General features: G+C 68.6%; 20 protein-coding genes and 2 pseudogenes. 15 read left to right on the top strand and 7 right to left on the bottom strand.

The genetic code is table 11. The features are described 5' to 3' along the window. Positions 1 to 18 precede the first annotated feature (18 nt). Positions 19 to 1,380 carry an MFS transporter gene (locus AC5DRG_RS48800; RefSeq protein ID WP_491806761.1) on the bottom strand — a complete coding sequence of 454 codons (1,362 nt, stop codon included), beginning with the start codon at positions 1,378 to 1,380 and terminating at the stop codon, positions 19 to 21. A gap of 881 nt (positions 1,381 to 2,261) precedes the next feature. Between AC5DRG_RS48800 and AC5DRG_RS48805 the strand changes: the two genes are divergently transcribed. The 7 genes from AC5DRG_RS48805 (at position 2,262) to AC5DRG_RS48835 (ending at position 10,400) form a co-directional block, all read left to right on the top strand. Beyond that, positions 2,262 to 3,083 (top strand): CoA transferase subunit A, encoded by an 822-nt coding sequence (locus AC5DRG_RS48805; protein ID WP_491806763.1) that lies wholly within the window; start codon positions 2,262 to 2,264, stop codon positions 3,081 to 3,083. Further along, positions 3,080 to 3,856, top strand: coding sequence for a CoA-transferase subunit beta (locus AC5DRG_RS48810; RefSeq protein WP_491806764.1), 777 nt, complete (start codon positions 3,080 to 3,082; stop codon positions 3,854 to 3,856). The genes AC5DRG_RS48805 and AC5DRG_RS48810 overlap by 4 nt, the downstream gene beginning before the upstream one ends. Beyond that, positions 3,853 to 5,070, top strand: a complete 1,218-nt coding sequence (locus AC5DRG_RS48815; protein WP_491806765.1) for a thiolase family protein — start codon at positions 3,853 to 3,855, stop codon at positions 5,068 to 5,070. The genes AC5DRG_RS48810 and AC5DRG_RS48815 overlap by 4 nt, the downstream gene beginning before the upstream one ends. Before the next feature lie 808 nt (positions 5,071 to 5,878). Further along, positions 5,879 to 6,658: a hypothetical protein gene (locus AC5DRG_RS48820; RefSeq protein WP_491806767.1), complete on the top strand. Its 780-nt coding sequence runs from the start codon at positions 5,879 to 5,881 to the stop codon at positions 6,656 to 6,658. Positions 6,659 to 6,663: 5 nt separating this feature from the next. After that, positions 6,664 to 7,365, top strand: a complete 702-nt coding sequence (locus AC5DRG_RS48825) for a DedA family protein (RefSeq protein WP_491806769.1) — start codon at positions 6,664 to 6,666, stop codon at positions 7,363 to 7,365. Positions 7,366 to 7,380: 15 nt separating this feature from the next. Then, positions 7,381 to 9,486, top strand: coding sequence for a PEP/pyruvate-binding domain-containing protein (locus AC5DRG_RS48830; RefSeq protein WP_491806770.1), 2,106 nt, complete (start codon positions 7,381 to 7,383; stop codon positions 9,484 to 9,486). Continuing rightward, positions 9,483 to 10,400: a hypothetical protein gene (locus tag AC5DRG_RS48835; protein WP_491806771.1), complete on the top strand. Its 918-nt coding sequence runs from the start codon at positions 9,483 to 9,485 to the stop codon at positions 10,398 to 10,400. The genes AC5DRG_RS48830 and AC5DRG_RS48835 overlap by 4 nt, the downstream gene beginning before the upstream one ends. A 405-nt stretch (positions 10,401 to 10,805) precedes the next feature. Here the strand turns inward: AC5DRG_RS48835 and AC5DRG_RS48840 are convergent, their stop codons facing one another. Further along, positions 10,806 to 11,126, bottom strand: a complete 321-nt coding sequence (locus AC5DRG_RS48840) for a hypothetical protein (protein ID WP_491806772.1) — start codon at positions 11,124 to 11,126, stop codon at positions 10,806 to 10,808. A gap of 143 nt (positions 11,127 to 11,269) precedes the next feature. Here AC5DRG_RS48840 and AC5DRG_RS48845 point away from each other — a divergent pair. Beyond that, positions 11,270 to 11,515: pseudogene (locus tag AC5DRG_RS48845) on the top strand (aldehyde dehydrogenase family protein); the annotation flags it as partial. Between the two features lie 183 nt (positions 11,516 to 11,698). Here AC5DRG_RS48845 and AC5DRG_RS48850 read toward each other — a convergent pair. Next, positions 11,699 to 12,454, bottom strand: coding sequence for a pirin family protein (locus AC5DRG_RS48850; protein ID WP_491806774.1), 756 nt, complete (start codon positions 12,452 to 12,454; stop codon positions 11,699 to 11,701). A gap of 251 nt (positions 12,455 to 12,705) precedes the next feature. On the opposite strand from AC5DRG_RS48850, the gene wrbA reads away from it, so the two are divergent. Further along, positions 12,706 to 13,326, top strand: coding sequence for an NAD(P)H:quinone oxidoreductase (gene wrbA, locus AC5DRG_RS48855; RefSeq protein ID WP_491806775.1), 621 nt, complete (start codon positions 12,706 to 12,708; stop codon positions 13,324 to 13,326). A gap of 1,143 nt (positions 13,327 to 14,469) precedes the next feature. Here the strand turns inward: wrbA and AC5DRG_RS48860 are convergent. Together AC5DRG_RS48860 and AC5DRG_RS48865 are read right to left on the bottom strand one after the other, a co-directional pair. Beyond that, on the bottom strand, positions 14,470 to 14,721 hold the full coding sequence (locus AC5DRG_RS48860) for a hypothetical protein (protein ID WP_491806776.1): 252 nt from the start codon (positions 14,719 to 14,721) through the stop codon (positions 14,470 to 14,472). A gap of 216 nt (positions 14,722 to 14,937) precedes the next feature. Continuing rightward, the gene (locus AC5DRG_RS48865) at positions 14,938 to 15,429 is read right to left on the bottom strand and encodes a MarR family winged helix-turn-helix transcriptional regulator (RefSeq protein ID WP_491806777.1); all 492 of its coding nucleotides are present in this window, start codon (positions 15,427 to 15,429) and stop codon (positions 14,938 to 14,940) included. 956 nt (positions 15,430 to 16,385) lie between these two features. Here AC5DRG_RS48865 and AC5DRG_RS48870 point away from each other — a divergent pair. The 6 genes from AC5DRG_RS48870 to AC5DRG_RS48895 all read left to right on the top strand — a co-directional run bounded on the left by AC5DRG_RS48870 (position 16,386) and on the right by AC5DRG_RS48895 (position 21,788). Then, positions 16,386 to 17,048, top strand: coding sequence for a hydrolase (locus AC5DRG_RS48870; RefSeq protein ID WP_365411271.1), 663 nt, complete (start codon positions 16,386 to 16,388; stop codon positions 17,046 to 17,048). Positions 17,049 to 17,155: 107 nt separating this feature from the next. Next, positions 17,156 to 17,866, top strand: coding sequence for a YoaK family protein (locus AC5DRG_RS48875; protein WP_491806778.1), 711 nt, complete (start codon positions 17,156 to 17,158; stop codon positions 17,864 to 17,866). A gap of 114 nt (positions 17,867 to 17,980) precedes the next feature. Continuing rightward, complete coding sequence (locus AC5DRG_RS48880; RefSeq protein ID WP_491806779.1) at positions 17,981 to 19,867, top strand: amidohydrolase; 1,887 nt, start codon at positions 17,981 to 17,983, stop codon at positions 19,865 to 19,867. A gap of 46 nt (positions 19,868 to 19,913) precedes the next feature. After that, the gene (locus tag AC5DRG_RS48885; RefSeq protein ID WP_491806781.1) at positions 19,914 to 20,411 is read left to right on the top strand and encodes a DoxX family protein; all 498 of its coding nucleotides are present in this window, start codon (positions 19,914 to 19,916) and stop codon (positions 20,409 to 20,411) included. Positions 20,412 to 20,857: 446 nt separating this feature from the next. Then, positions 20,858 to 21,361 (top strand): MarR family winged helix-turn-helix transcriptional regulator, encoded by a 504-nt coding sequence (locus AC5DRG_RS48890; RefSeq protein ID WP_491806782.1) that lies wholly within the window; start codon positions 20,858 to 20,860, stop codon positions 21,359 to 21,361. A gap of 127 nt (positions 21,362 to 21,488) precedes the next feature. Next, a complete protein-coding gene (locus tag AC5DRG_RS48895; RefSeq protein ID WP_491806783.1) occupies positions 21,489 to 21,788 on the top strand; it encodes a transposase in 300 nt (99 codons plus the stop codon). Between the two features lie 239 nt (positions 21,789 to 22,027). On the opposite strand, the gene istB is transcribed toward AC5DRG_RS48895, so the two are convergent. Both istB and istA read right to left on the bottom strand, forming a co-directional pair. After that, a complete protein-coding gene (istB, locus tag AC5DRG_RS48900) occupies positions 22,028 to 22,870 on the bottom strand; it encodes an IS21-like element helper ATPase IstB (protein WP_491806784.1) in 843 nt (280 codons plus the stop codon). A 74-nt stretch (positions 22,871 to 22,944) separates the two neighbouring features. After that, positions 22,945 to 24,509, bottom strand: a pseudogene (gene istA / locus AC5DRG_RS48905) (IS21 family transposase). Between the last annotated feature and the right edge of the window lie 117 nt (positions 24,510 to 24,626).

Here is a 24,626-nt window from a genome sequence, read left to right on the forward strand (position 1 = left end):
CGACCGCCGCGGCGGTCGTCACCCTGTCGTGGCTCCGGTGACACCTGTGCGGGCTGTCTCCTGGTCACTGTGGGACCTGACCCGGGCGGGCGCCGTTTCGCGCAGGAACAGCGACATCGTCAAGCTGATTGCGAGGCCGACGATCGCGACGAAGATGATGGACTGGATACCGAAGTGCTGGGCCATGAACCCGCCGATGACCGGAGTGAGCCCGCCGCCGGTGATCTCGCCGATGCCGATCGGCAATCCGGCTGCGGAGGCAACCAGGGCTGAGGGCACGGCCTCGGTGACCACTGGGCCGGACAGCAGGCACAGGGCGCCGAACTCGCAGATGGCGGCGACGAACAGCAGCACGTACAGGGCCGGCAGGTTCGCGTCGAGGGTACGGAATACGACGAGCGCGGCAATGCCGACGACGAAGGCCGCGACGAGAACCGGTTTCCGGCCCAGCCGATCGGAGAGCGCAGGCAGCGCGACGTAGCCGGCGAACCCGCCGAATCCGAAGGCTGACAGGACGAGTCCCATGTCAGTGGCGGACAGGCCGAGATGGTCGGTGAGGTAGTTCGGCATGAGGGTGATCATGACGAAGACACAGGAGAAGTTGCCGAACAACATGGCTGTGGCCAGGACGACATTGCGTTCGGCGAAGACCCTGCGCCAGGCCGGGCGGGTGCCCCTGCTCATCTCAGCGGCCTCGGCACTTGCCCGCTCGCGGCTCGCGACGGCCGTGTGCTCGGGCTCCCGTACGGTTCGGTACAACAGGAAGGCGAGGACGAACCCGGGCAGTGTCACCAGGCAGAAGACCCATCGCCAGCTGGGGACCACGACGAGCAGCTGGGTGGCGATGATCGGGCCGATGCCGAGGCCGAGGAGTGCGAACAGGCTCTGTTGGAGTCCCATGTTGAATCCGCGGCGCGACGGTGTCGAGGACTCCGAGGTGTGCGCGATGCTCGTCGGCGTGTAGGCGCCTTCGAAGAGTCCCATGGCACCGCGTAGCACCAGCAGCATTCCCATGCCGGACGCGGCCCCGGTGAAGCCGCAGACGAGAGAGAACCCGACGACCGCCGGAATGAGGATCTTGCGTCGCCCGATGCGGTCGGAGAGGTTTCCGGCGAAGATCGATGCCAGGCCCCAGCAGATGGCCAGAACGCCGCTGATGACGCCGAGGTCCTGGTAGTTCAGGCCGAGGTCTTTGACCATTGCGGGAAACAAGGGGGCGATGATGTTGCGGTCCAGTCCGACGAGACCGAAGCCGAGGGCGAGAAGCACGACGATGCGCACCTCGTAGCGCCGCGCGGATCCGGCGGTCGAAGATACCGGCACTTCGGGGCCGGATTCGGGCACTACGAACTCCTCTAGACGGCTGGTGGGCATTTTCATGAACGTCTCCCTCGGTGAACTTCCTTGGACGCTGGGTGCCGTTTCGGCGGCGGTAAGCTGACAGAAGGCATCGCTGAGGTCAGCGACTGTCGTTCGCGATACCGAGGACACACCTGCGCCGGCCCCCGGCTGACTGTCGGATGGCGAGTGGCGGAGGCGGATGGCATTCCCACGAGCGGCTCTCTGCGTGCTGCGCCCCGGCTGCACGGAGTATCAGCACGCGAAAGGGAGAACTCCTGCACGATCGTGCTGTCGAAGCTGCACGAAACGCGCAAGATGTCGCGTGGGCAGGATCAGCAGAAGCGGCGCAGCCCGGCGCGGCGGCGCCGAGGAGGGTGCGGGGCGCTCGAGTCGGTGCTTCGGCAGGGGAGCCGGAGGGGTCCGCGCCCCCACCAGGAGCACCTCACGCGTGTGCTGCATGCCCAGCCGGGCATGAATTTGGCCGAGTTGCGCCGGCACGGATGGCACCGCCGCGTGTTTCGTGCAGCGGCGGCGGCAGGATCGTGCAGGAGATCCGGCGGTGATGCGATCCATACTTCTTCAGCAGCGATGCCGAACAATCCTGGGCATTGCCAGGCCGCGCAGTACGGAGAGCCGTATGCGGGGATTCCTCCTCAGTTAGTCCGCACGGGCTGGGTGCCCAGCGCGCCCCTGGGCCGCGGACCGGGCCACGCCCCTGAAAACACTGGCCGACGCACCAAGAGCACAGTGGGCAGGCGGGCAGGGCACGTCCCCGCACCGCCGGTCTCACCGGCCGCCTCTGTCAGGCGCACCACGGGCAGGACCGAGGAGCGGTTGCCAAGCAGGCGACTCCGCGCCGGAGGCTGGGGCCGGGACCCGAGCGGCAGTAATGATCACTACGCGAACGATGGGCAAGAGCGATGGCCAAACAACTCACGCTGCAGGAAGCGGTGGCGGAGCTGATCCATGACGGGGACACCGTCGCGATGGAAGGCTTCACGCACCTGATCCCGTACGCGGCCGCACACGAGATCATCCGCCAGCGGATCACCGACCTCACTCTCGTCCGGATGACCCCGGATGTGATCTACGACCAGTTGATCGGTGCCGGGCTGGTGCGGAAACTGGTCTTCTCCTGGGGCGGCAACCCCGGAGTGGGCTCGCTGCACCGCTTCCGGGACGCAGTGGAGAACAGCTGGCCGAGACCGCTGGAGCTGGATGAGCACAGCCACGCCGGCATGGCCAACCGCTATGTCGCCGGGGCACAGAAGCTGCCGTTCGCGGCCCTGCGTGGCTACCGCGGCAGTGACCTGCCAAAGCGCACCGACACCGTCTCCACCGTCGTCTGCCCCTTCACCGGCGAGGAACTGGCCGCCGTCGCCGCCCTCAACCCGGATGTCACCGTCATCCACGCCCAGCAGGCCGACCGCAACGGCAACGTCCAGCTGTGGGGCCTGACCGGCGTGCAGAAGGAGGCGGTGCTCGCCGCCAAGCGGTCCCTCGTGACCGTGGAAGAGGTCGTGGACGATCTCGAGCTCCACCCGGGCGGCGTGGTCCTGCCTACCTGGGTGATCGACGTGGTCGCCGTCGTGCCCGGCGGCGCCCACCCCTCGTACGCGGCCGGATACTCGGTGCGCGACAACGACTTCTACCGGGACTGGGACCCGATCTCCCGGAACCGCGAGGCCTTCACCGCGTGGCTCGACGAGAACGTGCTCGGCGCCCGGGCGGTCTCCCGATGACCGAGAGCATGGAATTCAGCCGGGACGAGCTGATGGAGGTCAACGCCGCCCGCGCGCTGACCGGGGCGAGGAACTGCTTCGTCGGCATCGGGCTGCCCAGCACGGCCGCCAACCTCGCCCGCGCCACCGTCAACCCCGGCCTGGTGCTGATCTACGAGTCGGGCACGATCGGCTCCAAGCCCACCCGGCTGCCTTTGTCCATCGGGGACGGGGAACTCGCCGAGACCGCGGACGCGGTGGTCTCCGTGCCGGAGATGTTCAACTACTGGCTGCAGGGCGGCCGGATCGACGTCGGCTTCCTCGGCGCCGCGCAGATCGACCGCTACGCCAACATCAACACCACGGTCGTCGACCGCGGCCCGGACAAGCCCGAGGCGCGCCTGCCCGGAGCCGGCGGAGCCCCGGAGATCGCCGCCAACTGCGGCAAGGTACTGATGGTGCTGCGCCACAGCACCCGAAGTTTCGTCAAGAAGATCGACTTCATGACAACCCTCGGCCATGGCAGCGGCCCTGGCGACCGGGCCAAGCTCGGCATGCCCGGCGCCGGCCCGGTCGCTGTCATCACCGACCTCGGCATCCTGCGTCCCGACGCGGCCACCGCCGAACTCCACTTGACCGAGGTGCACCCTGGGGTGACTGTCGAGCAGGTTCGTGCCGCTACCGGCTGGGAGCTGAAGAGCGCCGACAAGGTCATCACCACCGAACCCCCGACCCCCGAGGAACTCACCGCTCTGCGAGCGCTGAAGGCCGCCGGAAGGAGCGACGCCGCATGAGCAACGACCGTCTTCGCGACGTCTACATCGTTGACGCCGTCCGTACCCCGGTCGGCAGGTACAACGGCAGCCTCGCCTCCCTGCGCCCGGACGACCTGGCTGCCCACGCCATCCGTGAACTGCTGGCCCGCACACCCGACCTCGACCCGGCCCGGATCGACGACGTCTTCCTCGGTAACGCCAACGGCGCCGGGGAGGAGAACCGCAATGTGGCCCGCATGGCCACGCTGCTGGCCGGTCTGCCGGTGACGGTGCCAGGAGTCACAGTCAACCGATTGTGTGCCTCCGGGCTGGAGGCCGTCATCCAAGCCGCGCGAGCCATCGCGCTCGGCGACGCCTCCGTTGCCCTGGCCGGCGGAGTCGAGTCGATGACCCGCGCACCCTACGTCCTGCCCAAGAACGACAGGCCATTCCCGGCCGGGCACGCCGAGCTGTACTCCACAACGCTGGGCTGGCGCATGGTCAACCCGAAGATGCAGCCGCAGTGGACCATCCCGCTGGGTGAGAGCGCGGAGCTGATCGCAGAGAAGCACGGCATCACCCGGGAACAGCAGGACGCCTTCGCGCTGGCCAGCCATGAGAAGGCTGCCCAGGCATGGAAGGACGGCCTCTACGATGCGGAGGTCGTACCGGTTCCGGTCCCGCAGCGCAGAGGCGAACCGGTGCTCTTCTCCCGTGACGAGAGCGTGCGGGACAACCCCTCTCTCGATGCCATGGCCAAGCTGAGGCCTTCATTCCGTACCGAGAACGGCACCGTCACCGCAGGCAACGCCTCCCCCCTCAACGACGGCGCAGCCGCCCTGCTCCTGGTCGACGATGAAGGCCTCAGGGCGTGCGGGCGTCAGCCACTGGCCCGTATCAGTGCCGCAGCTGTCACCGCCATCGAACCGCAGTACTTCGGCCTCGGCCCCGTCGAAGCAGTGAAGCGGGCCCTGGCCAAGGCCGGCCGCACCTTCACCGATGTGACCACCCTGGAGCTGAACGAGGCATTCGCAGCACAGGTTTTGGGGTGTGTCGCGGAGTGGCCGGAGTTCGACCCCGAAATCCTCAACCCGCGCGGAGGCGCGATCGCGATCGGCCACCCCCTGGGTGCCTCTGGCGCCCGCCTGGTTGGCGGCGTCGCCCACCAGCTTGCTGCAGCGGAATCCGGCACCGGCGTCGCCACGCTGTGCATCGGCGTCGGACAGGGCCTTGCCCTCGTGCTCGAGCGCTGACCCCAACTGCGGCCTCCAGCTGCCCCGTACTTCCTCGCTCACCCTGTCAGGTCGGCGATCTCGAGGCACACCCGGTGGCTCGGGCGGTTTGAGCGGTCTCCACCGTCGACGGGCTGCCTCTGCCGGCAACGATCCTTGGCTTCGGCGTTTCCTTGGCAGCGAATATGGCGGCAGCACCTACGTTCGCTTGGCGACCGATTCTCGTTGCGGGCCGGCCGCCGGTTGCCCTCTTATTCTCGGGCGGGCTCCTTTCCTTTCATCACCGGCACCGAGAGGCCGACGAGAGCGCGAATCGAGTTCCGACTGCGCGGCGTGATTCCCAAGACGAACGAGACGAACGCCACGAGGAGCAGCGAGAGACATCGCGTAAAGACGAGAGCGTTGCCAAGGGCTCTCGGCCCTCACCAGCCTCGCCGCCGAAGGGCGCCTTCTGACTGGCCGGATCAAAGGGCTTCGCCGCGGTGCATTTAGAGGCCAAGGAATTGATGCCGGTCAGTTGCGAAGGCTTGAGTGGCCAGTGATACCCGAAGCCGCCCGCCGAGTGTCGCACGTCATATAAGGAGCGGGAAATACTCGGAGAGTATTGCCCGGTTGGCTTGATCAGTGAACGGGGGTGGTCGGCGCGTCCCTTGAGTGACGCGCCCCTGACTGATCAGGAGCCTGCCGTGACCCAGTCCGCATTGCTTCAGGACGGCGCGTCCCCCTCGCCGAGAACGGTTGATCAGAAGACCGATCGCGTCGTACCGCTGTGGGAAGCGGCCAGGGCGCGGCGCCTCAGTGGCGCGGCGCACGGTACCGGAGCCTCCCGATGAGCTGCGTCGTCACCTACGTCCCCCGCGACCGTGGCACACGGCGTACGCCGGTGTCCGGCCGGACCGCGCAGCGAGAGATCCGCATCCCGCTGTGCGCGGCGGGGGGCGTGGTGGCGGTGCTGCTCGTGCATGTCGTCCTCCTCACCGTGTCCGCCCGTTCGGAGGCCTTCGCCGAGGGCGGCTGGATGTCGTCCGCCGCCGGACGTCTCGGCCCTTACGGGGCGTCCGTCGCGGAGTGGGGAGCGGCGTTCGCACACGCTGCGGCACAGGCACTGGCCTGGATCGTTGCCTTCGCCCCCGTGCCCATGGCGGTGCTGATTCTGCTCTGGCTGGCCCGGCGGGACCAAGGACTCTACGTGCGCCTTGCCACCGCGTTGCTGCTGTCCGGTGCGGCCGGTCTCGGCGTCTTCGCCGCGGTGCGGGGATGGCCGGTGCGCGAGACGTCCCTGATCCGCGACTACTTGGCGCTCCCCGGTGTACATGCGGGCTGGTACGTCCTGATGGCATGGGCGGTTGCCACCGCCACCACGAAGATCTGGCCCCGGACCGGCGTGATGCTGATCGCGCTGTCCGCGGTCGCGGCGGCGGTAGCCACCACGGACCGCCCTCTGCTCGCTGCCCTGCCGGCCGCAGTCGGACCGCTCCTGGCGTGGTACGCCACAGGGCGCCTCCCCGGGCGGGAAGAGAGGCAGTCGGGCGGGGCCGTGGACGGCTCGCGTGCCGTGACGCGGCCTGGGGTCGCCTCGGAGCGCGTACCGCTGCGGCAGGCGGGCTGATGGTCATGGACGTCGGTGCTCTGATCGAGGCGGCCGGATGGTGGTCGTACATCGTCGTGTTCGCCGTGACGGCCGGTGAGACCAGCGCCTTCATCGGTCTGTTGCTGCCCGGCGAGACCGTCATCCTCGTCGCGTCCGCGATCGCGGGCCGAGGTGATCTCAACCCTGTGCTCCTCGCCGCCTTCGTCGTGGCCGGTGGCATGACCGGCGACAGTCTCGGCTACGCCCTGGGCCATTGGTACGGGCGACGCCCGAACGCCCGACTGGTACGCCGGATCCGGCCCGGCACCCGGATCGGCCAGGCGCATGGCTTCCTGACGCGTCATGGCGGGGCGGCGGTCGTCCTGGGCCGGTTCATCGGATTCGTACGGACCTTCCTGCCCTTCGCCGCCGGGGCGTCCGGCATGCCGTACCGCCGCTTCTTCGTCTTCAGCACTCTCGCCTCGCTGACCTGGGGCATCGGCAACGTGCTCCTCGGCTACTTCGCCGGAGCCGCCGCCACGGAGTTCCTGCACTCGGCTGGTCTGATCGGCCTGGCGGTGCTCGCCGTCCTGGCGGTGGCGCTCTTCGTGGCCGCGCGGATCCTCAAGCGCCGTCGCGGCAGCGCGCGGACGCTGGCTCCCGTGGTGGCGTCCGGTGAGGCCCTTCGGCGCCCCGGACAAGATCCGGTGCCCGTCCTCTCCACCTCTTCACAGTCGACCTCTTGAAAGGAGCAGTGGCCCATGGGATTCGAGGTTGCGGAACTGGCGGTCGTACCGCTGGACGCAGAACACGCCAAGAACGCGGCCGTCACGGGTGCGAAGGCAGCCAATCTGGCGCGTGCCGCGGTGGCGGGGTTGTCGGTGCTGCCGGGCTTCGTGCTGGTGCCCGCCGATCGGGCGCCCGGGGCGGCCACCGGGGAGGATGCGGTGCGCTCCGCCTGGCGGGCGCTGGCCGGCCCGGAGGACCGGGAGCGGCCATTGGTCGTACGTTCCTCCTCGGCGCACGAGGACACCGAGGACTCCTCCATGGCGGGGCGGTTCGAGTCGTTGCTGAACGTACGGGGCTGGGAGGAGTTCGCCATCGCGGTGCAGATCGTCCTTGACTCCGCCGGACGGGTCAGGCCGCTGCGCCCACCGGGGGAGATCCCGGACGATGACGGAATGGCGGTGCTGGTGCAGCCGATGCTCGCATCCGCCGTCGGCGGTGTGATGTTCGGCGCCGACCCCGTCGAGGGCCGCACTGACCGGATCCTCATCAGCGCGGTGCCCGGCGGACCGCACCAACTCGTCGACGGCAGCACCCAGGGCGTGCGCTACCAACTGACCCGCCTGGCCCGACTGGTGCGCACCGATCCGGCCGAGGCACGTGGCCACCGGCTCCTGTCCCATCGGCGGCGGGTGAAGCTGGTGGAACTGGCCAAGAAGACCGAGCGGGCGTTCGACGGTCCCCAGGACATGGAGTTCGGCTTCGACGCCGACGGAAAGCTGTGGCTCTTCCAGGCCCGGCCCATCACCGCGATGCCCACCCGACCGCCGCGCGGCGCACGCCTGTTGGGCCCCGGTCCGGTCGCCGAGACCCTGCCCGGGGTGCTCCAGCCGCTGGAGGAGGACCTGTGGGTCGCCCCGATGTCCCACGGCCTCACCCTCGCCCTCGACATCGCCGGGGCGGCACCGCGGCGTCGGCTGCGCAGACTTCCGCTGGTGACCACCGTGGAAGGACGGGCCGCCGCCGATCTACGGCTGCTGGGCGCCGTACCGTCCGCTCATCCGGTCCTGGACTTCATCAACCCGGCGCCGGGGGCACGGCGTGCGTCCGCGGCCTGGCGCACGGGCCGGCTGCGCTCGGCACTGCCGCTGCTGGCGATCGACCTCATGGCGGACACGGACCGGCAGCTGGCTGACTTCCCCCCACCCCGGGAGATGCTCAGCGGGCAGCTGCTGGACGCCATCGCCTGGGGTCGACAGGTCCTGTCCTCTCTGCACGCCCAGGAGTCCCTGGCGGGCGCGCTGCTCGGCGCGGGCACCGGTGTCACGGCAGCGGGGGAGGCGCTCGCTGAACTGGCCGAGGGCCGTAGGCGGGGCTTGAGCGACGAGCAGCTCATGGAACGCCACCCTGTTCTGCTGGCCCTGCTGCCTCCGACCCTCGGCGACCGTCCCCCGCTGCCCGGACAGATCGGGTGGACCACGGCGCCGCGGGGCGTGGGCGCGCTGCCTGTGCGGGAAGGGCTGCGGCTACGCATCCGCTGGGTGCAGGAGATGCAGGCGCAGATGGTGCGGGAGCTCGCGCAGCGACTCGACGCCGGTGAGTGCGAGCTCGGGCTGTCCCGTCCGGTGCTGTTGCGCTGGGAGGAGCTGGTCAGGGCGGCGGACGGCAAAGGACTGCCGGCCGACCTCGCCGAGCGGCTGCCCCGGCCGGACACCGGTCCGCTGCCCGCCGTCTTCCGCTTGGCCGAGGGTCGTCCCGTGCCCCAACTCCCGCCCGGACACCGGGCCTCGGGCGAGGGACAGGGGGCCGGCAGCGGCTTTGGCACAGGTACGGCCTGGGATGGCCACGGCGCACGCCCCGACCGTCCCGTGCTGGTCGTCCGCTCTCTCGACCCCGCCCTGGCCCCTCTGCTGCCGGGCCTCGCCGGGCTCGTCGCGGAGACTGGCAGCGCCCTGTCCCACCTCGCCGTGCTGGCCCGCGAATACCGGGTGCCCACCGCGGTGGGCGTGCCCGGAGCGGTCGACCGCTTCCCCTCCGGAACGCCGCTGACCGTGGACGGCGGGACAGGAGAGGTGACCGTGGGCGACGCCCTCGGCATGGCGTCGGAACCCGCTTCGATACGTGAGGAGTCGGTGGCATGAAGGTCATCAGACTGGTCGGCTACACCTTCGGCGGTCTGTCGGCCGTCTACGCCGGCTACTACACCGTGCTCTACCTGACCCGCTGGGAATGGCAGCGAGCCCTGATCTCCGCGGCCCTGCTCATCGTTGTCGAGGTCTTCCTCGCCACCGTCCTGCTGCTCACCCGCCTGACCCGCCTGGAGGATCGGCTGGAGCAGTCCGACGCCCGCATCGAGGAGGTGCGCAAGCGCCTCGAACAGACCCGTGAACCGGTGCCGAACCGCTTCAACTGGCTTGCCGCCGTCGACCGTACGGAGCTGAACGGCACCCACCGCACGTTCGTCTTCGTCCCTGTGCTGATGGTGGCCGGCGCGGCCCTGTCCGGGCTTGCCCTGGTCATCCAGAAGGTGGCCGGAGCCACCGCGCGGCCGGGCGCCGAGCGGTGGCTGGCCGGACGCCTGACGGCGCTGACCGCCCCGCCGATCACCGCGACCGTCCCCTTGGAGAGTCGCCCGGCCGTACCGCCGGCCCGCACCGGCCGGAAGGCGCTCGCCGTCGCGATGGCCGTCGGCGGCCTGCTCCTGGTGCCCCTGCTGTGGTACGCCCTGGCGGACGCGACCCAGACCCGGCCCGAACCGGCCCCCGGCGTGGGGAGCACCACCATGGTCTTCCGGGTCGAGACCCACGGCGACCAGAGTCCCCAGGCCGTCCAGCTCGCCGCGACCGACCTGTGGGAGACCTGCCGCCGGTCCACCGCCGCCCAGAACGACAACGCGCAGCTGGACCACATGCGGGACGGTGTCTACGCCGGTGTCATCCGCCCCGCCTTGCCGCCGCACGACGTGATGCGCCTGCGTGGCTGCCTCCAGGACGCCAACACCAACCGCACCAGCGCCGTCGTCCTGGGCGAGGGACAGGCCGAACAGCGGAGCTGAACATCTGTCATTCCTGAAGGGGCGGTGTACGTGAAGTGCCCTGTTTCCGGCTATAATGCGAGGTTCTGGGTAGAGGTGGTCAGCTCGCCGCCGGGGAGACGGTGACGGCGGGTGTCTGGAGTGGTTCGCCGGGGATGCGGTTGTGGTGTCGTTGTTCTCCAGCCCTTGACGGGGTGACGGCGGTCACGTCCCGCGAGGTGGTGCAAGCGATCATGCGCTCCGCCCTCCGGTACCTGGCTCGCGACGATCTCCCCGTCGGCGCGTCACGCGAAGTGGCCCGGTCAGACGCCGGGAGTGCCCCAGCCGGTCGAAGTGCCCGGCGTGACCTGCGAGTTCCGGTCCGTTGATCGGCTGCACCACCCGGCGGGATGCCATCGTGAGGGCAGGGCCGTGCTCGGCTGCCGGTCATTCCTTCGCGGCGTGGGGCCGCAGGGAGCGGTGCGACGTGCGGCAGGCCGGGTCAATCAAAACCACGACTGCGCCGTGCAGGGGGTCAGACAATTGCCCGACCGCGCGCCTGCCGCGCCCGAACCAGCCGTAGGTGCCCTCCAGTACCACGTCCGGGTGGCTTTCGGCCTGCTCGATCTGCAGGCCTGGGGTAACTGGGTCGTTGAGGATGCGTACCGCGCTCAGCTGGATACCGTCGTCTGTCTGACGCACGATCACCGACCGTCTGCGGTCCAGGTCGACACCGACGTATTGGTGTCCTTCGTACTCGCTCACCATGGGCCCCTCCTGCGCCGTGCCACGGTGGCCACCTGGGACTTGCTTTGGCGCCCCCGCGGACCAGGGCGACGAGACGCGCTCCGGTGACCGCGTGCCGGCGGGCCTGGGCGGATTCGACGAACTTGAACACCACCGCGAGGGCGGCGATCGCCCTCGCGAAGAGCACGCCGTAGGGACTGGCCGCCGGTCTGCGGACGACCGGACTGAGCCGTGCCCACCGGGTCGCCCCACGACTTGAGACCGGCACCGCATGGGTCAACGACTGGGCCATGCGGGACTCCGCCATGCCCTTCGGCGGCGTCAAGCAGTCCGGCTACGGGCGGGAATCCGGCCCGGAGGCACTGGAGGCGTACACCAAGACCAAGTCGGTCGTCGTCTCCCTTGCGTGAGCGGCTCAGGGCGCTGCCACCGCCACATCGAGCATCATGGCAGCGGCTGCGCCGTCAGGGCCGGACAGCCGCGCTGGAGGCGGCGGTGCCACGGCCCGGCAGACCCCCCGCACACGCCGAGGCGGACTTCACGTCGACACCCCGTCAGGTCAGCGGGAAGAACGTTCCCGGGTCTGTGGGTTGTCAGGCCGCGGCAGCGTGCATTTCCCACATCAGCACCTCGGCGCCGTCGGGGCCCGCGGTGATGCGCTGGCCCTCCGCGCCGGTGATGCGGACCGCGTCACCGGTGGCCAGGGGGCCTGCCCCCTCCAGCTCGGCGCTGCCGCGGGCGAGGAAGAGGTGGGTGAAGGGGGCGGTGACGATCGGGACGGTCTCACCGGGGCGGATGCGGCCGACGTGCAGGGCGGCGTGCTTCTGCCGGATGCCGATGGCGCGCTGATTGTTGTGCTCGGGCATGCCGGAGGCGAGGGTCGTCCAGCCGCCGCGGGCGAGTTCGTCGTTGATGTCGAGCTGCTCGTAGCCGGGCTTGATGCCGGTCTCGTCGGGGACGACCCACATCTGGATGAAGTGGACGGGGTCCTGGTGGGCGAGCTCGCCGGTGAGGGTCCAGGAGTCGTTCTTCTCGCTGTGCAGGATGCCGGCGCCGGCGCTCATCCGCTGGGCGAGGCCCGGGTAGATCACCCCGTTGTGGCCTGTCGAGTCCTGGTGGACCAGACCGCCGTCGAGCACCCAGGTGATGATCTCCATGTCGCGGTGGGAGTGGGTGTCGAAGCCGGTGCCCGGTACGACGACGTCGTCATTGGAGACCAGTAGCAGTCCGAAGTGGGTGTTCTTGGGATCCCAGTGGTGGGAGAACGAGAAGGAGTGGTGGGAGTCGAGCCAGCCGGCGCGGGTGTGGAAACGTTCGCCGGCGCGGTGGATGTCGAGGGCGGAGGCCATGGCGTTGTCCTTGTCCTTGTCGTCGATGGGGGCGGGCCATCAGACCGCACATGTAGTTGAACGTTATACCAATCCGTAGGCGCGGCTATTCCCGCACCGCCGAGATGTGGGCCGAGGTGGTTTACGGTTCAACCAATATGGTTTACGGTTCAACCACCACCCGATGAGTGTTCCGCACTAGGGCGAAAGCTGTCATGGGCATCTTCAACCGACACCGCGCACAAGACACCAAACGAACGGAGATCACAGCTGTGAGCACCCCCGCCAAGCTCGCCGTCATCTACTACTCCTCCACCGGCACGGTCGCCACGATCGCCAAGGAGATCGCCGAGGCCGCGGAGAAGGCCGGCGCCGAGGTCCGCCTGCGCAAGGCCGCCGAGCTGGCCCCCCAGGCCGCGATCGACTCCAACCCGGCCTGGGCCGCCAACGCCGCCGCCACCGCCGACATCTCCGTTGCGACGCCCGACGACTTGGAGTGGGCCGACGCGGTGATCTTCGGTTCCCCCACCCGCTTCGGCAACGTCGCCTCGCAGCTCAAGCAGTTCATCGACACCCTCGGCGGCCTGTGGGCCCAGGGCAAGCTGGCCGACAAGGTGTACAGCGCCTTCACCTCCACCGCCACCGCCCACGGCGGCCAGGAATCCACCCTCCTCGCGCTGTACAACTCCGTTCACCACTTCGGCGGCATCGTCGTGGCCCCCGGCTACACCGACCCCGCCAAGTTCGCCGACGGCAACCCGTACGGCACCTCTCACGTCGACGCCCAGGGCAACAACCCGGTCGACGACACCACCCGCAACGCCGCCCGCGTCCAGGCCGAGCGCGTCGTCAAGATCGCTTCCGGCCTCAAGGCCGGCCTCGCCGCCGTCTGAACCGGCCGCTTCTCCGGAAGCGCCCCAAGATCCGGTCCGTCGGCCGCACAAGGAGGTGCGGCCGACGGCCGTCACGGATCCCACCGATCTTCGTTCTGTCGGCAGGCAGACGCCCGCCTCTTGCCTGGCGTACATGCGGGTACTCCACCGCGAACCGCACATCGGACCCCATCCCCGGGTTCACACCTGAGCGGGCACCGGGCGCCCGTGCTCACCGCTGCCCCCGCCCGCGTGTCTGCACCAGCGCACGCAAGCGGGGTGCTGTGCGAGCACATCCTGCAGGAGCTCATCGGGGCGGAGGTGGCCGAGGCCATCGATGCCGCCCCGGGCGGGCACTCCGACCATCGCACGATCTGTCGCAAACGGACATGGTGTCCGACTGCTGACCACGAAGGCCGGCGACCTCGATCTGAAGATCCCGAAGGGGCGTTCTTCCTCTTGCTGCTGGAGCGTCGGCGGCGGACTGATCGGGCACTGTTCGGCACGCCAGGGAAATGTTCCAGCCAGGGACCTACATCCGATCGCGCGACCCGGGTCGGCCACGACCAGGAATAGTTGGCTGAGCCAGTTCCGGAGCCTGGACACGGACCAGAAGATGCAGCCAGTGTTGTCCGCGCGCCGCCGGATTGCCCGCTGTGTGACGTCGCGACGGGATGCGGAGCTGGCAGGGGAAACTCACTTTGAGTCGTGGAACTGACAGTCCGTCCTCAGCTGACCGGAGCGATCAAGGCTTCCGTTGACACTTTGGCCCCAGAAGCAGCGGGGTACGGGCCTGCGGCCTGTGGACATGCGCCAGATATCGGCCGCCATGTGGTCTCCGCCTTCGGCCACATCGAGCGACCGCAGCGCATTCACCTGGTCTGTACGGGAGTTGGAGCGAAGAACCACGACTCCGGAGTCCTCCGGAGCCACGGTGAACATGCGCGGTACGCCGAGGGTGAACCGCTGGATCCGGATGCGCCGTTGGTGAAGGAGCCAGACCGGGTCGTCATACCCTCGCGGTTTCGGCTGCGCCTAACCGGCGGTAGGCACTGCGGAGTGCCCCGCCGGCGTTGCGGGGCACTCCGCAGTCTTCCTCACCGGGCGATCAGCACGCAGCCCTGATGGCCAGGGAAGCCCCGCCGGAGCGGCGGCTCGACCTGGTCATTCACGAAATCGCTGACAGAAACCGTAACTTGGGCTGGTGCCGGTGCGTCCCGTACGACTGCCCGCACCGGCGCTGGTCCGTGCTGACCCTGGTACAGGGATCTTGAACAGGATGTACACCAAGGCCGGCACGACGAGCACGTTCACGAGGCTGTCGCGTGCCGAGCCGAACAGGCCGGCGTTCTCGGGGGTCAGGAACACGCGGATCGCGACGATCAGTGCCATGGACCGCGCGACTTGGATCGCCACCAGTCCAGCGAAGGTCTTCCACGACCAGTGGGCCACGCCCTCTGAAAGCACACGTGGCCTCGCGCGCGTGGGCACCGAGTACCAGTACGCGGCGTGGGGTGTGGCGACGTGTATTCGAGCCCACGATTTTCCGCCTCTGCGATCCACCGCATCTGAGGCCGCGAGCTGATACTCAAAGATCACCCGGACAGGGCCGGGGTTCGGGAGAAGCCCCGTTCATGACTCCGTGCTGTTGGCCTCTCTCAGCACGCGCATCGCATTGGCGAGTTCTTTGGCTCGCTTCTCTCCCAGTGGCGCCAGAACGCGTTCCCTCAGGACGTCGGCACAGGCTGCGCGGGCACGTTCGGCAAGCCCGCGCCCCTTGGTGGTCAGGGTGACATAGGTCACCCTCCGGTCGGTCTCGCACGGCTCACGTTTGATCAGCCCGGCCGCTACGAGCCGATCGGCGACTTTGGTGAACCCCCCACTGGACAGCGCTACCTCCCGGGCCAGCTGGGTCATCGGCTTCCGGAACCCTTCGGTGCGGACCAGGCGCAGGAGGATGTCGAAGGACGCGGGCGTAAGAGCGAAACGTTCGGCGATTTCATCCATGAGCTTGCCATTGGTCACAAGGTAGCCCTCGATGACCAACCCCCACCACGTCACTATCTCGTCGTCGTCCACCGCCGCGCGTGCGGCCGCCGGATCGTGCTGGACGTTGCTGGACATCCTCGCTCGCTCTCCACTAACTGCGCCTGCCGGGTTCAGCGTACCCAATGTCTCACGCGAGAGTATTTAGCTAGCGAAACCAAAATGTGGTCGTCGTTGCGTATGGGCACTTCCGGTCGCGACAGCCACTCGCGGGAGCGGCCGTGCGTCAGCTGTCGGCTGCGTCATCACGCTGAGACCGGCCTCGATGCCTCGTCTCGTATGGGGCGCCGACACGTTGGTGCTGGGCACGATGCACCCTTCCCTTTCGGATCATCCAGGGCACGAGAGAAGTGCGGATTGGGCTCTTCTGTGCCGAGTTGGGAGTGCCGGTCGCGTTGGGTATCCCGACGAAGGCCTTCCTGTGGTCTTTGTCGCAGATGGTCGGTGCCGCCGCCCAGTCGCGGGCCTCGGACGTCGATCACGCTCGGCGTGCGGTTCGAGGGTGCTGCGATTCCTTTGATGCCTGGGTGGCCGGACAGGTAGGCGGCATCGTCCACGTGCACTCCCTGCTTCATCGCGACCAAGTATCTGAGATCGAGGTCCGCGAACGGCCGGGCAATTCGGGCCCTTGGATGCAGGGCCGCCCCAGGCGCGGCCCTGCGGCGGAGGGCGTTCGGGGTCAATGTCCGGGCGCCCCGTGCGGCGCGAAGCACCCCTGGGGGCGGTTGGGCCTCCTCGTGGCATCCGCGTTCGGCGTCGGCATCCATGTCGGCAGGTACCTCTCACGTCGATCCGAGGTCGTCAAAAATTAAATCTCTTGTATGGAAATATCTCGCTCGCAAGAGGTATTAATGATGTGCACAGGCCGGGTCGGAACCAACCGCCCGGCAGCGTCAAGGGAGGTCGTCATGTCAACGGCCACCAATCGACTGCGGGGTCTGTTCGACAAGGCCCGGAACGCGCTCGGGCACCCCCCGGCCGAGCACCGTGCCACCGAACCCCCACAGGCACATGAACACAGAGAGGAAGCCATCATGGTCAACATTTCTGAGGTCACCGCCGCTCCGAGCCCGGACCTGCTGACGCCGGACAACTCGGTGATGCTGTTCGTGGACCACCAGCCGCAGATGTTCTTCGGCACCGGAAGCGGCGACCGCGGCGCGATCATCAACGCCACCGTGGGTCTGGCCAAGGCCGCCAAGGCCTTCAACGTCCCCACCGTGCTGACCACGGTCGCCGCCGAGTCGTTCTCCGGCCCGCTGCTGCCGCAGCTCGCCGAGGTCTTCCCCGGCCAGGAGATCATCGACCGCACCACCATGAACGCGTGGGAGGACAGCGCGCTCGTAGAGGCCATCAAGGCCACGGGCCGCACGAAGATCATCCTGTCGGGTCTGTGGACCGAGGTGTGCCTGGTTCTCCCGGCGCTGTCCGCGCTCGGCCAGGGCTACGAGGTCTACGTCGTGACCGACGCCTCCGGCGGTGTCAGCCCGCTGGCCCACGAGCACGCCATCCAGCGCATGATCCAGGCCGGCGCTGTCCCGGTCACCTGGATCCAGGTCCTGCTCGAGCTGCAGCGCGACTGGGCCCGCGGCGAGACCTACGGCGCGGTCATGGAGATCGTCAAGGAGCACGGCGGCGCCTACGGCCTCGGCGTCGTCTACGCCCAGTCGGTCATCGGCGCCCACGCTGCCGGCTGACCCCTGTCTCACTGCCCCACCGGGTACAGCGGGGCGGCGGGCCTCCACCCAAGCAGGAGGACCGGCCGCCCCGCCCACCGAACGGGCAACCATTCCAAGGAGTCACCGTGAACAGTGGCGAACCAACAAGCCACAGCTCCCGGAACCGGCACGGCCGCAGCGATGTTCTGCCGGTTGTGCTGACCGTGCTGACTGTTGTAAGCGGCCTGATCGATGCCATCAGTTACCTGGGCCTCGGACACGTCTTCACCGCGAACATGACCGGCAACGTCGTCATCCTGGGCTTCGCCGCGGTCGGAGCCCCCGGCTTCTCCGTGGCCGGGTCCCTGGTGTCACTGGGGGCGTTCATGGCCGGAGCCGTAGGCGCCGGCCGGCTCGAACTCGCGATGCGTCAACGACCGCGCCACCACTGGGTCCGCACCGTCCTCGTCCTGGAGGCGCTGCTGCTGGCCACAGCCACCGTGATTGCCTTCACTGCCCCCGCAGGCAGGCTGTACGAGCTGATCGCGCTCATCGCGCTGGCCATGGGCATGCGCAACGGCACGGTACGCAAGCTCGCGGTGCCGGACATGACCACCACGGTGCTGACCTTGACCATCACCGGCCTGGCCTTCGACTCCTCGCTCGCGGGGGGCACCAACCCGCGCGTCGGCCGCCGGGTCACCGCCGTCCTGGCCATGCTGGCTGGCGCGCTGGTCGGCGCCTGGCTCGTCCTGCACCACGGCCTCGGATGGCCTCTCCTCGCCAGCACCACTGCCGTTGCCGCCACCGCACTTGCCGTGCGGCCCGCTCCCGCCGCGGAGCCGGACGCGGCCTGAACAAGCCGTAAGCCGACCGGATCACCGGACGCCAACCGCCCGATCCTGCCCGGCCGGAGCTGATTGCTGCCCCTGAGCAGCAGAACTCGACATACAACGATGGAGGTGGGCTTGATGCCTACAATGCCTGTTGCTGGTCTGACCCCCGAGGCCGTCGCCGGTGCGGCCGATGTGGTAGTGCGTAACGCCAAGGTCTACACCGGTGATCCCGGTCGACCGCAGGCGAGCGCGGTGGCGATCAAGGACGGCAAAGTCACCGTCGTCGGTGACGATGCCGAGGTGGTACCCCTGGTCGGCGCGCATACCCGGGTCGTGGACGCGTTGGGCCGGCGCGTGGTGCCGGGCCTGAACGACTCCCATCTGCATGTCATCCGCGGCGGCCTGAACTACGTGCTGGAGCTGCGCTGGGACGGTGTGCCCACCCTGCGTCAGGGCCTGGCGATGCTGCGCGAGCAGGCCGCCCGCACGCCCAAGGGCCAGTGGGTCCGCGTGGTCGGCGGCTGGTCGGCGGACCAGTTCGCCGAGCGACGTCTGCCCACCGTCGCGGAACTGAACGCCGCCGCCCCCGACACCCCTGTCTTCGTCCTGCACCTGTACCAGTCGGCCATCATGAACCGGGCCGCCCTGCAGGCGGCGGGCTTCACCAAGGACACCCCCGACCCCCGCGGCGGGCAGATAGTCCGCGGTCACGACGGCGAACCCACCGGCATGCTGCTGGCCGCCCCCAGCGCCCTGATCCTGTACTCCACCCTCGCCAAAGCCCCGACTCTGCAGGGTGAGGACCTCAAGACCTCCACCCGCCACTACCTGCGCGAACTCAACCGGTTCGGCCTCACCTCCGCCATCGACGCGGCCGGCGGCTTCCAGAACTTTCCCGACAACTACGGCACCGTCATCGACCTGGCCAAGGCCGGCCAACTCTCGCTGCGTATCGCCTATCACCTGTTCCCGCAGACCGCTGGACAGGAGATCGCCGACCTGCAGCGATGGATCGAGATGGTCCGCCCCGGCGACGGCGACGAGTGGCTGCGGCTCAATGGCGCGGGCGAGAACCTGATCTGGTCGGCAGCGGACTTCGAGAACTTCTCCGAACCCCGCCCGCAGCTGGGCGAGTACGAGGCCGAGTTCGAAAAGGCCGTACGGCTGCTGATGGAGAACGGCTGGGGCTTCCGCCTGCACGCCACCTACGACGAGACCATCCGCCGCAATCTGTCGGTCTTCGAGAAGCTGGCCGCCGAAGGCCTGTTCCCGGCCGACACACGGTGGCTGTTCGACCACGCCGAGACCGTCTCGCGCGAGAGCCTGGACCGGATCGCGGCACTGGGCGGCGCGATGTCGGTACAGAACCGGATGTCCTTCCAGGGTGAGGCGTTCGTACGCCGCTACGGCGCAGGCGCCGCCGCAGAAGCCCCTCCGATCCGCGCCATGCTCGACCGGGGCCTGACGGTCGGCGCCGGCACGGACGCCACCCGGGTGTCCTCCTACAACCCGTGGGTGGCGCTGCACTGGCTGGTGGCCGGCCGCACCGTCGGCGACCTGACGCTCTACCCGCCGCAGAATCGGGTCAGCCGGGAGACCGCGCTGGCGATGTACACCCAAAACGGAGCGCGGCTGACCGGCGAGGAGAACGTCAAGGGCATCCTGGCGCCAGGCTTCTTCGGCGACCTGGCGATCCTGTCCGACGACTTCTTCTCCGTCCCCGAGCAGGACATTCCGCACATCGAGTCGCTGCTGACGGTGGTCGGCGGACGGATCGTGTACGCCACGGGCGAGTACGAGGGCCTGGACGAGCCAATCCCGACGATCAGCCCGTTGTGGAGCCCGGTGGCGCACTTCGGCGGCTACCAAGCCACCGTCAAGCCCACCATCTCCGGCGCCCGTCAGGCCGAACTCCTCGGTCAGGCCGTCGCGGAATCCGAGCAGCACCGTCAGTGGCGTGTGCAGCGAGGCTTCACCCCCGAAGCCAGCCCGGAGATCTTCGACGCCTGCTTCGTCCTCTGACCCACCCCACCCACCCGTTCATATCGTTAGAAGTCAGGAGCTCGCCGTGGATGCCGGACTGCTCATCCTTCGACTGGCCATCGGCCTACTGATCACAGGGCACGGAGTCCAGAAAGTCAGCTTCCGCCTCAACGGAGGCGGTATTGCAGGCAGCATCGAGGAGTTCCGTCACGACGGTTTCCGCGGTGGGCGCCTGACCGCACTGGCCGCCGGCGGCGGCCAGATCGTCGGCGGCCTGCTGCTGGCCGCCGGGGCGCTTACCCCGCTGGCGGCTGTCACCGCCATCGGCGTGATGACCGTCGCGATCACCGTCAAGTGGCACAACGGTCTTTGGGTCCAGAACGACGGCTACGAATACCCCCTCGTCCTCGTGGTCACCCCCGCAGCCCTCACCCTGACCGGACCGGGCCGCTGGTCCGTCGACCACGCCATGGGACTCACCCCTTGGGCCTGGTGGTGGGCCCTCGCCGCCACCGCCCTCGGGATCGCCAGCGGACTCCTCACCCGAGCACTCCTCGCACAACCCGCCGACCAGCGGCAGTAACGCGACATGGCCGGCCTGAGAAGGATCGCATCGCGCAGTGTTTGCGCGTTGTCGCAGCCCTCCGCCCACCGTTCAGCCAGGTAGGGCTTGTGCGGGCCAGTCTGGCTGATGCCTCGCCGCAGTGGGTCAGGGGCCCCAACGTCATCGCAAAGCTGGCTTGCTGCACCGGAACCGAAGGCCACCCGCAAGGGCCGGGACGCGCAGCCGGACGTCCGCAGTGGGGCTCCGACTCTGCATGTCGGTCAAGATGCGCCTGCACCTGGCCATCGAGCGCGCGTTGCATGCGCAAGGATCCTGCACGATCAGCATGCCTGCTGCACAAATAACGCATCCGTTGCCGGGATAGCAAGGGAAGCTTCGACTGGTTGGCTTTGTTGGGCGAATGGGTCGCTATTGCGGGCCGTTGGCGCCGAGCGTTGCAGCGTCACGAAATTCAGGGAGCCCCTGTGGAGAGAATCGAACCGACCATATTTGACGCGCAGCAGTCTCTGCGTGCTTTCAACAGTGCGGCGCGCTGGCTCAGCGAGCGGGTCGGGCAGGAATTTCGACGCGAGAGCGGCATGTGGCAGATCCACTACGAGATGCTTTCTTGGCTGTCGGAAGCTCCTGAGGGGCAACTGGGCTTGACCAAGCTGGCTCGGCGGATGGGGATATCAACAAGCAGACTCTCCCACCTGGTGGACCGCGCACAGGAGCACGGCTGGGTGGAGCGTGCACCGGATCCTATCGACCTTCGTATCGTCCTCGCCAGGCTGACCGACGCTGGAAAAGATGCCCTGCGGGCGGCGACTCCCCTCCAACTCGCATGTGTGCGCTCTCGCCTCCTCGAGCGTCTCACCCCTGCCCAGGTGGAGCAGCTGCGCGAGATCAGTGAGGCACTGATCGGCCGGTCGGCCAACAGTACGAAGGCGGACAGTACAGAGTCGGGACACGCGGGCATTTCAGCTTGACGTTGCTTCCCTTGGCCGCACCCCAGTAACTGCCCTTTCGCGTGAGGAATTTCATGTCGGGCGCGCCGGTCACGATCCAGCAATTACAGTCTTTGCCATCTCGTGTCCGTGATAGGCAATCGCAGGGATGTCGCGGGCGGGCGATACTGCCTCCTGTCCGCTGCAAGGGCGCCGGAATCTGCCCACAGAGTGGGCGTCGGACACCGACCGCCGGGCGAAAACCAGCGTCCCGCCCAAGGTCACGCACCGCGAGAAGTGGCGCCTTGCCCTCGACATGCTCCACACCCCGCCGGCTGGGGCATCTCGCCGTCGATCGTGGTGGCCGATGCCGCCTACGGCACCAACGCCTAGCTGCGAGCAGCCCTGGCCGACCGCGACAATTCCTACATGCTGGCCATCCGCGCCGAAGTCATCGCCCACCCATTGAGCAGCTCAGTGGCGGTCCGCCGACAGGCGCACCTTGATCTGCGGCTTCGGATCGGCGGTGCGATACATCCGAAGAAAGATCTCCGTCCTGCGGATAGTTCGACGCTCTTCGCTGTTGCGCGCTTGTGGCCCCACGTGTCCATGGACATCAGCCCGTCCGGGTGAGCGGTCATCTCAGGTCCTTGCTGGCGGACAGTTGATCTCCCTGTCCGGTATGACTTTTCGTCCCTCGGGTGGCGGTCAGCCGGCCGGGGCGAGCGGGACGACGCCCTGACCGCTGGTGGCCTGGGTCAGCCGCAGCGACGAACCCTCGGTCAGGACGATGTGGGCATGGTGCAGGAGCCGGTCGGCGGCGGCGGTGGCCAGTGTCTTGGGCATGATCGAATCGAATCCTGACGGATGAAGGTTCGAGGTCACGATTACGGACCGGCGTTCATATGCCGCATCGATGACGCGGTAGAACGCCTCGGCGGCAGCCTGCCCGGACGGCAGCATCCCGATGTCGTCGACGACGATGAGGTCGCACCGGGTGATCTTCGCGACGGCCTTGGAGACCGTGTTGTCGACGGTCGCCCGCCCGAGGTGGGCGGTCAGCGACTCCAGGGTGAACCAGGACACCTTCATGCCCTGGTCGATCGCCTTGTTCGCCAGGGCTTCCGCCAGGTGGCTCTTTCCAGTACCGCTGGGTCCCGCGACCGCCAAATTCTCCGCCCGGGAGATCCACTCCAGCGTCATCAGGGCCTGCTGGGTCGGCGCCGGGATCGAGGAGTCGGCCTCCCGCCACGACTCGAAGGTCTTCCCGGACGGCAGCTGGGCCATCTTGCGGTGGTTGCGGCGGGTCGCCTCGTCGCGGCCCTTGATCTCCGCTTCCAGCAGGATCCTCACCACCTCGGCCGGGTCCCAGCGTTGCGACCTGGCGGTCGCGAGGACATCGGGGGCGGCCGCCCGGAGATAGGGAAACCGCATCCGCCGCAGGACGGAATCGAGCTCGGCGGGGATCGGCGGAGCCAGAGGCGGTGGAGGAAGCGGGCTCGGAGCGGGTGCGGGAACGACCTCGGCGGACTCCATCACGGGTGCGGTCATCATCAACGTCCTTTCCGGTTGTGGTTGTTGAAGGGCCCCGGTCCCGGCCCGCTTTGCGGCCCGGGACCGGGAGATCAGGCGGGCTTGCGGCCGAAGTCGGCCCAGGCCGAGGTGCCTGGCTGGACGGAGTGGGATTCGTCGGCGACGACCAGGTCGGCCGGGCGGGAGCCGTGACGGCGGTGCTGGATGATCGACATGAGGTCGTCCTCCGCGAACCGGCCGGCGGTCGCCGCCAGACCGAGCGCGATGTCGACCTCCCCGACGCCGACCAGGGCGGCGAGTTCGACGGCGGCCGCCATCTTCACCCGGATCCTGGTGGTGCCGGCCGCGGACGCCTCGATCAGCCAGGACCTCGCGCCGGGACCGAGTTCGAGGAATGCCTTCTCCGCGTCGTTGACGGGCTTCGGCCTGGGCTGGCGGGGGCCGCCGTCCATCTCCTGCGGGTGATCGGGGTAGTGGGAGAGGTCGATCACCGGCCGTCCGGGCAGGGACAGTTGGTGGCGGGCGACCTCCGTCAGGCCCGCGGGGCCCTGCATCCACTCGGGCCGGTGGGCGAGGTGGGACAGGTCGACGACGATGACGAGTTCGTCGCCGTCCGCCCGCACCCAGGCTTCCTGGCCGACCAGGCCGGGCGGGGTCGAATAGCGCACGGACCGAAGCGGACCGTCTGGTCCCGCAACACCTGGCGGGACTCGCCGAGCGCGAGGGTGTGAGGGGAGGCCGGCAGCGGGTGCAGCCGGGACTTCTCGATGTCCAGCATCGAGGAAGGGGTCTTCCCGGTCTCGCGGTGGACGCGGTTGTTGACCTGCTGGCAGAACACCGCGCAGGCGCCGCGGAGTTCGGCGAAGCTGCCGTACTCACCGCGCAGGTTTGCGTCGGTGGGCACCAGGTCCGCCTTCGCGATCCTCACGGTCGCCTCGGAACCGCCCTTGGATTCCGGGTCGAACGGGACACACGTATGTACTTGCAGGCCGTAGTGGCGGCCCGCGGCGACGACTTGGGGATGGCGGACCGCGATCCCGGCGACCCGGTCGATGGTCAACGTCTTCTCGTTGTCGGTCAGGACATAGATCGGGACCCCGCCGATCGCCCGCAGGGCGGAGTCCAGGCAGGAGACCACCGTCGGCAGAGTGCGGTCCCAGGTCGGGATCACCACCCGGAACCTCGACCAGGCCAGCCACGCGCAGAACAGCAATGTCTCGCGGGACTGACCGCCGCTGCGACCTGGGACTTTCGGGCCCCAGCCCCAGTCGAACTGAAGCCAGAGCCCCGGCTCGGTGATCCACGGGCGATAGGTGCGGCGATGGCCGGCCCTCCAGCGTTCCTTCGCCCTTGCGACGGCCCGGCCGGTGGTCCGCTCGTCGCCGGTGAAGCCGAGAAGGACCAGCCGCTCGTGGAGCTTGTCGGCGCGCACCTTGCCCTGCGAGCGTTCGACCCACTCCTCGATCTTCGGCATGAACGGGTCGATCAGCTTCGGCCGCACGACCGCCGCGTCGACCGGACGGCCCCTGTCCCTCATCCGTGCGTATCTGCGCACGGTCTTCGGATCGACCCCCGCCAGCTGGGCGGCCGAATGCGCACACTCGGTGGCATCCAGGGCCTCGAAGATTTCCAGGATCTCCCTGTCAGACTTCCTCAACGATCCCTCCGGGATGGACAGCTCGACTCGTGCGTGGCAGCACCGAGCCAACCCCCGGAGGGATCACCAGTTCGGAATTGGTATTCGGGATTCACGCGAACAGCCCTGTGAACAGGG

It is taken from the genome of Streptomyces sp. JLBG701, from assembly GCF_058544905.1.

Excerpts from the sequence above, each read along its gene's own strand:
- AC5DRG_RS48810 (WP_491806764.1), top strand. The coding sequence starts at position 3,080 with ATGACCGAGAGCATGGAATTCAGCCGGGACGAGCTGATGGAGGTCAAC.
- AC5DRG_RS48820 (WP_491806767.1), top strand. The coding sequence starts at position 5,879 with ATGAGCTGCGTCGTCACCTACGTCCCCCGCGACCGTGGCACACGGCGT.
- AC5DRG_RS48850 (WP_491806774.1), bottom strand. The coding sequence starts at position 12,454 with ATGGCCTCCGCCCTCGACATCCACCGCGCCGGCGAACGTTTCCACACC.
- AC5DRG_RS48880 (WP_491806779.1), top strand. The coding sequence starts at position 17,981 with ATGCCTACAATGCCTGTTGCTGGTCTGACCCCCGAGGCCGTCGCCGGT.
- AC5DRG_RS48840 (WP_491806772.1), bottom strand. The coding sequence starts at position 11,126 with ATGGTGAGCGAGTACGAAGGACACCAATACGTCGGTGTCGACCTGGAC.
- AC5DRG_RS48870 (WP_365411271.1), top strand. The coding sequence starts at position 16,386 with ATGGTCAACATTTCTGAGGTCACCGCCGCTCCGAGCCCGGACCTGCTG.
- AC5DRG_RS48895 (WP_491806783.1), top strand. The coding sequence starts at position 21,489 with ATGTCGCGGGCGGGCGATACTGCCTCCTGTCCGCTGCAAGGGCGCCGG.
- AC5DRG_RS48830 (WP_491806770.1), top strand. The coding sequence starts at position 7,381 with ATGGGATTCGAGGTTGCGGAACTGGCGGTCGTACCGCTGGACGCAGAA.
- AC5DRG_RS48865 (WP_491806777.1), bottom strand. The coding sequence starts at position 15,429 with ATGTCCAGCAACGTCCAGCACGATCCGGCGGCCGCACGCGCGGCGGTG.
- AC5DRG_RS48825 (WP_491806769.1), top strand. The coding sequence starts at position 6,664 with ATGGACGTCGGTGCTCTGATCGAGGCGGCCGGATGGTGGTCGTACATC.
- AC5DRG_RS48800 (WP_491806761.1), bottom strand. The coding sequence starts at position 1,380 with ATGAAAATGCCCACCAGCCGTCTAGAGGAGTTCGTAGTGCCCGAATCC.
- istB (WP_491806784.1), bottom strand. The coding sequence starts at position 22,870 with ATGACCGCACCCGTGATGGAGTCCGCCGAGGTCGTTCCCGCACCCGCT.
- AC5DRG_RS48835 (WP_491806771.1), top strand. The coding sequence starts at position 9,483 with ATGAAGGTCATCAGACTGGTCGGCTACACCTTCGGCGGTCTGTCGGCC.
- AC5DRG_RS48815 (WP_491806765.1), top strand. The coding sequence starts at position 3,853 with ATGAGCAACGACCGTCTTCGCGACGTCTACATCGTTGACGCCGTCCGT.
- AC5DRG_RS48805 (WP_491806763.1), top strand. The coding sequence starts at position 2,262 with ATGGCCAAACAACTCACGCTGCAGGAAGCGGTGGCGGAGCTGATCCAT.